We start from the raw sequence: 333 nt of genomic DNA on the forward strand, positions 1-333 counted from the left end.
AATCAGGGCGCGATGAAAGCCGGCAATAACCTGAGCATTAGCATGGCGCAAGGCATCACGCTCAATAACCGCGGCGGCTTACTTCAGGCCGGTGGCAATATGTTGCTCAGTACACTGAACAGCGATATTGACCTGACCAGCGCGCGGTTAAATGCCACCAACCTGCAACTCGATAGCGGTCGCGATGTGATCCTGCGCACCAGCAGTGAGCAACTCAGCAGTGATAATGGTGCGGTTCAACGCAGCCAAACCGTACTGGGGCCGCTGGCGAGTATCAATGTCAGCAATAACGCGGTTATCAATACTGAGCGTGATTTTATCATGCAAGGTGCC

1 protein-coding gene is annotated in these 333 nt (G+C 53.8%); it reads left to right on the plus strand.

Translation table 11 applies throughout. The features are described 5' to 3' along the window. Positions 1 to 333 (plus strand): hemagglutinin repeat-containing protein (locus tag V1952_RS22650; RefSeq protein ID WP_420075648.1); only part of this gene is annotated, 333 nt, incomplete at both ends.

Origin of the sequence: Yersinia sp. 2542 StPb PI (assembly GCF_048593855.1) — a bacterium.
Taxonomy (GTDB): Bacteria; Pseudomonadota; Gammaproteobacteria; order Enterobacterales; family Enterobacteriaceae; genus Yersinia; species Yersinia enterocolitica_E.